General features: G+C 67.5%; 6 protein-coding genes. All 6 read right to left on the reverse strand.

The window, feature by feature from the left end; all coding sequences use genetic code 11:
- Positions 1-34 precede the first annotated feature (34 nt).
- The 6 genes from GVV77_RS16110 to GVV77_RS16135 all read right to left on the reverse strand — a co-directional run bounded on the left by GVV77_RS16110 (position 35) and on the right by GVV77_RS16135 (position 7,102).
- On the reverse strand, positions 35-1,033 hold the full coding sequence (locus GVV77_RS16110) for an ABC transporter permease (protein WP_159620072.1): 999 nt from the start codon (positions 1,031-1,033) through the stop codon (positions 35-37).
- Complete coding sequence (locus GVV77_RS16115) at positions 1,030-1,998, reverse strand: ABC transporter permease (protein WP_201291491.1); 969 nt, start codon at positions 1,996-1,998, stop codon at positions 1,030-1,032. The genes GVV77_RS16110 and GVV77_RS16115 overlap by 4 nt, the downstream gene beginning before the upstream one ends.
- On the reverse strand, positions 1,995-3,575 hold the full coding sequence (locus GVV77_RS16120; RefSeq protein WP_159620074.1) for a sugar ABC transporter ATP-binding protein: 1,581 nt from the start codon (positions 3,573-3,575) through the stop codon (positions 1,995-1,997). The genes GVV77_RS16115 and GVV77_RS16120 overlap by 4 nt, the downstream gene beginning before the upstream one ends.
- A 57-nt stretch (positions 3,576-3,632) precedes the next feature.
- Positions 3,633-4,715 carry an ABC transporter substrate-binding protein gene (locus GVV77_RS16125; protein ID WP_159620076.1) on the reverse strand — a complete coding sequence of 361 codons (1,083 nt, stop codon included), beginning with the start codon at positions 4,713-4,715 and terminating at the stop codon, positions 3,633-3,635.
- A gap of 78 nt (positions 4,716-4,793) precedes the next feature.
- The gene (locus tag GVV77_RS16130; RefSeq protein WP_246199868.1) at positions 4,794-6,275 is read right to left on the reverse strand and encodes an aldehyde dehydrogenase family protein; all 1,482 of its coding nucleotides are present in this window, start codon (positions 6,273-6,275) and stop codon (positions 4,794-4,796) included.
- Between the two features lie 47 nt (positions 6,276-6,322).
- Positions 6,323-7,102: a glucose 1-dehydrogenase gene (locus GVV77_RS16135; RefSeq protein ID WP_159620078.1), complete on the reverse strand. Its 780-nt coding sequence runs from the start codon at positions 7,100-7,102 to the stop codon at positions 6,323-6,325.
- Between the last annotated feature and the right edge of the window lie 414 nt (positions 7,103-7,516).

The following is a 7,516-nucleotide window of genomic DNA, read 5'->3' on the forward strand; positions in this document are numbered from 1 at the left end:
CGCTGGTAGGACGCCCCGGCAACCGCGGGCCCGGCTACAAACGCTGGGTGCGGGAGAGCACTGTCTGGATGATGACCACGACGGCCAGGAAGATCCCGGACACCACCGCCTGCACCGAGGAGGTGAGGGAGCCGACCTGGTTGATCAGGTTCTGGATCACCGTCAGCAGCAGCACGCCCGCCGTCGTCCCGATCAGGTTGCCGCGGCCGCCGGTGAGCAGCGTTCCGCCGATGACGACGGCGGCGATCGCGCTCAGTTCGAGCCCGACGCCGACGGTCGGCACCCCCGAGGAGGAGTAGGCCGCATTCAACGCGCCGGCGAGGCCGGCGCACAGGCCGCTCACCACGTAGACGCTGAACTTCACGCGGGCCACCGGCAGGCCCATCAGCACCGCCGCGCTCTCGGAGCCGCCGACGGCCAGGACCGTCTGGGAGCCCCTGCCGCGGGCGAGCAGCACCGACCCGATGACCACGACGACCACGGCGATCACCACCGGCCAGCGCAGGCCGAGCATGCCGCCCTGGCCCAGGGCGGTCACCGCTGCATCCTTGATCAGCGGGGTGTTGGCGCCCTCGTTGGTCAGGGCGAAGACCAGGCCGCGGATGCCGAGCAGGCCCGCCAGCGTGACGATGAAGGGCGCCATCCCGCCATAGGCGATCAGCAGGCCCTGGAGAATGCCGACGGTCCCGCAGACCAGCAGCGGCAGGAGCACGGCGCCGGCGATCCCCCAGGTGGAGCCGTAGGCGGCAAGGATCCCGCCGAGCGCGTAGACGGAGCCGACGGAGAGGTCGATCCCGCCGGTCAGGATCACGAAGGTCATCCCGACGGCGACGATGAGCAGGAACGAGGACTGGGTGGCGATATTCGTGAAGTTGCTCAGGGTGGGGAAGGTGGGGAAGGCAAGGCTGCCGACCACCAGCAGCAGCCCCAGGACGATCGCCGCCCCGTAGCGCTGCACGTTCCCGGCGATGCGCTCCCGCGTGACCTGCTTGGTCGTTGCCGGTCCGACACTGGGTTCAAGGGCCAGGCTCACTTGAGCACCGCCTTTCCACGCTGAAGGTAGACCGCGAGGAGGATGATGACGGCCTGTGTGATCTGGGAGTACGCATCGGGCACATTGTGCTTGATCAGCGACGCCGCGATGAGCTGAAGGAGCAGGGCGCCGGCGACGGTCCCCAAAACCTTCACCTGGCCGCCGCTGAGCGGGGTGCCGCCGATCACGACGGCGGTGATCGCCGAAAGTTCGATGAGGTTTCCGACCGTCGAGGGCACCGAGGCGCTGAGCCTTGCGGTCTGAATGATGCCGGCGATGGAGGCGAGTGCGGCCGCGAGGATGTAGATGGTGATCAGCACGCGCTTCACCGGCAGCCCGGCGAGCTCGGCGGCCCGCCGGCTTCCGCCGATGGAGACCAGCTGCTTGCCGAAGGTCGTCCGGTTCACCAGCACCGCCACGAGTCCCACCAGGATCAGGGCGAGCAGGACGCTGTAGGGCACCCCGGCGATGGTTCCACGGCCCAGGGCCAGGAAGCCCGGGTCGACGACGGACTTGAGCTGCTCGTCGGCCACCAGCAGGGCGATGCCGCGCCCGGCGACCATGAGGGAGAGTGTCGCCACGATCGGCTGCACCCCGATGAGCGCGATCATTGTGCCGTTGGCCAGGCCGATCAGGCAGCCGGCGAGGACCGCAAAGATTGCCGCCGGCAGCGCGCCGTACCCGATATAGAGGGGGATCACCGCCGCGGAGAGCGCCATGACCGCACCGACGCTGAGGTCGATGCCCTCCGTGCCGATCACCAGGGCCATGCCGAGGGCCACGATGAGCACCGGCACGACCTGGATGAACTGGACGCGGAAGTTATCGATCGTCATGAAGTTCGGAGTGAAGAACAGGTTGAACAGCAGGAGCAGCGCAATGGCCAGGTACACGCCGTACCGCTGGAGGAAGACCAGCGCCGATCCCTTCTGCGGCAGGCGGACAGCGGAAGTTACGGTACTCACAGGCGTTCCTTAATCTCAGCTGGTGACTCTTCGGCCGGTGAGTGGTTCTCGCCCACCAGCGCGGCCAGGAGGTGATGCTCGGTGACCTCGCTGCCGCGCAGCTCCCGCTCGACCGCGCCGTCGCGCAGGACGACGACGCGCGCGGATCCCTCGACGACCTCCTCGAGTTCGGAGGAGACCAGGACGATCGCCAGGCCTTCGTCGGCCAGCTCGTTGATGAGCGCCTGGACCTCGGCCTTGGCGCCGACGTCGATCCCGCGGGTGGGCTCGTCGAGCAGCAGGACCTTCGGGTTCATAGCCAGCCAGCGGGCGATCATGACCTTCTGCTGGTTGCCGCCGGACAGCTCGGAAACCACCTGGTTGGGGCTCGCGGCCTTGATCCGCAGGCGCTTCATGAACACGTCCACGATGGCGTCCTGCTTGGCGCGCGAGGTGAACCCGGCGCGGGAGAGGCGCGGCAGGGCGGCCAGGACGATGTTGTCGCGGATGGAGAGGTTCGGAATGATGCCTTCGGCCTTCCGGTCCTCGGGGAGCATGACGACCCCCGCCTTGATGGCGGCCGCGACCGATCCGCTGCGGACGCGTTTCCCGTCGACGGTGAGGCTTCCCTCGTCCAGCTGCATGACGCCGGCCATCGCCTTGAGCGTCTCGGAGCGCCCGGAGCCGAGCAGGCCGCCCAGGCCCACCACTTCCCCGGGCCGGATGTCCAGGCCGATGCCGCTGATCTGGTGCTTGCGGCTCATGTCCCGGGCGGTGAGGACCGGTTCGCCCTCGCCCTCCTTGACCTCGCCGAAGGCGGTCACGCCGCCGCGCTTGACCTTCTCCACCGACCGCCCGAGCATCAGCGCCACCAGTTCGACCCGTGACAGGTCGGCCAGGCGGCCGTTGTGGACCACCTTGCCGTCCCGCAGGACCGTGACCGTTTCGCAGATGGTGAAGATCTCATCCATCCGGTGGCTGACGTAGACGATCGCGATGCCCTGCGAGCGGAGCATCCCGATCACCCGGAAGAGGGTCTCCACCTCGCGGGCCTCGAGCGACGACGTCGGCTCATCCATGATGACGACGCGGGCGTCGATGGAGACAGCCCGGGCGAGCGCGACCATCTGCTGCATGCCCAGGGCCAGGCTGCGCAGCGGACGGCGCACGTCGACGTGGATGTCGTACGTCGCCAGGAGGGCGCGGGCGTCCTCCTGCATCTTCCGGAAGTCGATCAGGCCGAACCGGTTCCGGGGCTCGCGGCCCAGGAAGATGTTCTGGGCCACCGTCATCAGGGGGACGAGGTTGACCTCCTGGTAGATGGTGCTGATCCCGGCGTGCTGGGCGTCGACCGGCTTGGCGAAGCTGGCCGGCTCGCCATGGAGGAACAACTGGCCTTCGTCCGGCTGGTACACCCCGGTGAGCACCTTGATCAGCGTCGACTTCCCGGCGCCGTTCTCTCCCATCAGGGCGAGGCTTTCACCGGCGCGGAGGGTGAAGTCGACGCCCTGCAGGGCCGCGACTCCGGTGAAGGTCTTGCCCACCCCGCGGGCTTCGAGCACGGGCGCCGGTGCGGCGGTGCTGAGCTGCTCTGTCACGTTTGCTGCCTTTCTGGAACGATGGGGCGGGACCGGAGCGGCCCCGCCCCCGGGGAATCAGTACGCGGAGTTCACCCGTTCGGCAGCGTTCGAGGGGTCGTATTCCGAATCGGCGATGATGATGTTCTGCCCCACCGGCTTGCCGTCCATGAAGTCGACCAGGGTCTGGAAGGCCAGCGGACCGAAGCGGGGGTTGGATTCGATGACGCCGTTGTAGGAGCCGGCGGTGATCTGTTCGACCGCGTTCCGGGTGCCGTCGATGGAGTAGATCTGGATGTCCTCGCCCGGCGTCTTGCCCGCCGCGACGATCGCCGCCTGGGCACCGAGGCCCATCTCGTCGTTCTCCGCGTAGATCGCGGTGATGTCCGGGTTGGCCTGCAGCAGCTGTTCGGTGACCGACTGGCCCTTGTCGCGGGCGAAGTCGCCGGTCTGCTCGGCCACGATCTCGATACCCGGCGCCTCGGCGGCGACCTGGTCCTTGAACCCCTTGGTCCGGTCGGTGGTCACGGCGTTGCCGGAGGAGCCCAGCAGGATCGCGACCTTCGCCTCCCCCCCGGTTCCCTCGATCAGCTGGTCGGCGGCTCGTTTGCCCTGCTCCACGAAGTTCGAGCCCAGAAAGGTGACGTAGTCCTCGCAGGCGGTCGCGTTGACCTTGCGGTCGATGGTGATGACCGGGATGTTCTTGTCGCGGGCCGCCTGCAGGGCAGGCTCCAGGCCGTCGGAGTTCAGGGGGGCGACGATGAGCGCCTGGGCTCCTTGGGAGATCATGTCCTGGATGTCGGAGATCTGCTTGGACAGGGTCGACTGCGCGTTGGTGGTGATCAGCTTCTTCACCCCCAGCTTCTCGGCTTCATCCTTGATCGACTGCGTCTCGGCGATGCGGAAGGGGTTGTCCTCCTTCTCCGACTGGGAGAACCCGACGACGGCGTCCTTCAGGTCGATCTTCTCGGCTCCGTAGTCCTCAATGGAGCAGGTGGGGCCCTCGGAGGAGGCGACGGACTGCTGAGTTCCCTCAGGGGTCTCGGAGCCGCCTCCGGAGCCCCCGGTGGTGGTCCCCGTGTTGGTGCAGCCGGTCAGGGCGAAGCCCAGCACGGCGGCGCAGGCCAGGGACTTGAGGATCGGGGTGGCGTGCAGATTCATGATTCCAACTTCCTTGTTGAGTTTCGTGCTCGGCTGCGGCCCCGACTGCTGTGGCGGGGCCTCGAAAGGCGGAGGCGGCTAGTTGCCGCGCCGGTAGTCCAGGTAGACAGTTTTCTTGCGGGTGTAGCGCTCGAAGCCGTGCTGGCCGTCGTCGCCGCCCAGACCGGACATTTTCCAACCGGTGTGGAAGCCCTGCACCTGCTCGGGGCCGGTCTGGTTGATGTACACCTCGCCGAACTCGAGGTCCTCGGTGAGCGAGAGGGCCGTCCGGAAGTCCTCGGTGTAGGCGTACGCGGTCAGGCCGTAATCGGTCGAGTTGGCGTACTCCACCACCTCGTCGTAGGTGTCGAAGGGGATGATCGGGAGCACCGGGCCGAATACTTCCTGCTGCACGATGTCCATGTCGTTGCTGACGCCGGTCAGGACGGTGGGGGCGAACCAGAATCCCTTGTCCTCCGCGAGGTGCTCGGGCCGGCCGCCGCCGGCCTCAAGCCGCGCACCGGCGCCGACCGCGCCGTCGACGAAGGCCTTGACCTTGTCCCATTCGGCCTGGGAGACCTTGGGGCCGATCTGGCTGCCCTCGTCCAGCGGGTCGCCGACCACGAGCCCGTTCACCTTCTCCAGGAGGCGCCGCACGAACTCGTCGTGCACCCCCCGCTGGACATAGGTTCGCTCGTTGCAGGTGCAGACCTGCCCGCAGTTCCAGAACCGCGACTCGAAGGCCTCCTGCACGGCCAGGTCGAGGTCGGCGTCGTCGAAGACGATGACGGGGGCCTTGCCGCCGAGTTCGAGGGACACCGGGATCACCTTGTGCGCCGCCTGGGCCAGGATTTCCCGGCCCGCGCGGGTCGACCCGGTCACGGTGACCATGCCTACCAGCGGGTGTTCGACGAGGGCCTTGCCGATGCTCCGGCCCCCGCCGGTGAGGACGCTCACCAGACCGGCCGGGACGCCCGCCTTCTCGCAGACCTTCGCCAGGGCGAGGGCCGACAGTGGAGTCAGCTCGCTGGGTTTGAGCACGATGGCGTTGCCGGCCATCAGGGCGGGGGCGACCTTCCGCGCATAGATCGCCGCCGGGAAGTTCCACGGGATGATCGCCGCGACGATGCCGATGGGTTCCTCGCGCACGATTAGCTGGCGGTTGGCCGCCGAGGAGGCGACCACCTCGCCGACGTTGCGGTACTTCTGGGTGAGCGCGAAGTCGAAGAAGGCCTTGACCCCGCCGATTTCCCCGCGCGCCTCGGTGATCGTCTTGCCCTGCTCGGCGACGACGATCTGCGCCAGTTCCTCGGCGTGCTCCTCGACGGCGTCGATCACGGCGGCCAGGACGTCGGCGCGCTCCGCGTAGGTGCGCCGGCCCCAGTCCTTCTGGGCCTTATAGGCGACGGCGAGCGTCTCCTCAAGGTGTTCCGGGCCGGCCTCGGGCACTTCGGTGAGCACCTCGCCGGTGGCAGGGTTGTCGACGGGCCGGGTTTCGTCGGTGGAGACCCACCGTCCGCCGACGAGCATGGCGGGTGTTGATCCAAGCAGGGAGTTCTCGCTCAGGAGGGAAAAGCTCACGGCTGTCCTTTCGGGAACAGGTTGGGGAGGGGGATGAGCCGGAAGGCTCAGCTCATGACCATTCCGCCCTCGACGTTGTAGGTCTGGGCCGTGATGTAGTCCGAGCCCGGGCCGGCGAGGAAGATCGCCAGCGGCACGACGTCCTCGGGGACGGAGGTGCGGCCCAGCGGGATGTTGTCGGCGGCGCTCTTGAAGGTCTCGCCTTCGGCCTTTCCGGTGATCTCGCCGAACTGCTTGTCGACTTCCTTCCAGTAGGGGGTGTCGACGATGCCCGGTGCCATCGCGTTGACGTTGACGCCGTACTCGGCCATGGCCATGGCGGTGGACTGGGTGATGGAGATGACGGTGGCCTTGGAGGCGCAGTAGGCGGCGACGAGTGCCTCGCCGCGGCGGCCGGCAATGGAGGCCATATTGATGATCTTGCCGCTGCGCTGCTTGCGCATGGGTTCGCACACCGCCTGGGTCAGGAAGAACAGGCCCTTGACGTTGACGTTCATGATGCGGTCCCACTCTTCGGGGGTGGTCTCCCAGAGCGGCTTGATCAGGCCGATGCCCGCGTTGTTGACCAGGATGTCGATCTGGCCGTGCTCGTTCACGATGTCTTTGGTGACGGCCTTGGACTGCTGGGGATCTGCGACGTTGAGGGAGACGGCCGAGGCCGATCCTCCCGTGGCGCGGATGGCGTCTGCGGCCTCCTTGGCCCCGTCCAGGTTCAGGTCGGCGATGACGACATGTGCGCCTTCTCCGGCGAACCCGACCGCCATCGCCTTGCCCATTCCGGAAGCGGCGCCGGTGATGAGTGCTACCTTGCCCTCAAGTGATCCCATGTGTTTCTCCTCAGTAGTATTCCGGCGGCGCGGAGCGCGCCCTCCGCCTGATGCGGCTGAAAAACCGGTTTTCTGCTGTGATCCAGATTACAGCGGAGCACACGACTGTCAAGGCGGAAAGCTGGTGGCGGAGTGTCTTGCGGCGCCGTTGAGGAGGTGAAGGCGGCGGAGGAGGCGGGGCCGGGCGCGGTCGGGAGTGGCGCCTGCGGCGGGGGGTGAGCGGTTGGGAGCGGCGTTCCAACGAGGGGTTCCCTCCACCGAAACTGCAGATAACCACGCTCCGAGGGGGCAGTCTCTAGTTTTTAGCGCAACACCTTGAGGAACGGGGTGTGGTGTGGGTAAGAAGATTGGGTGGGAGACGCGGGCGGCGGCGTATCGGGCGCTGATCCGAGGCGTTTCGACGGTCCGGGTGGG

Origin of the sequence: Arthrobacter zhaoguopingii, from assembly GCF_009828605.1 — a bacterium.
Lineage (GTDB): Bacteria > Actinomycetota > Actinomycetes > Actinomycetales > Micrococcaceae > Arthrobacter_D > Arthrobacter_D zhaoguopingii.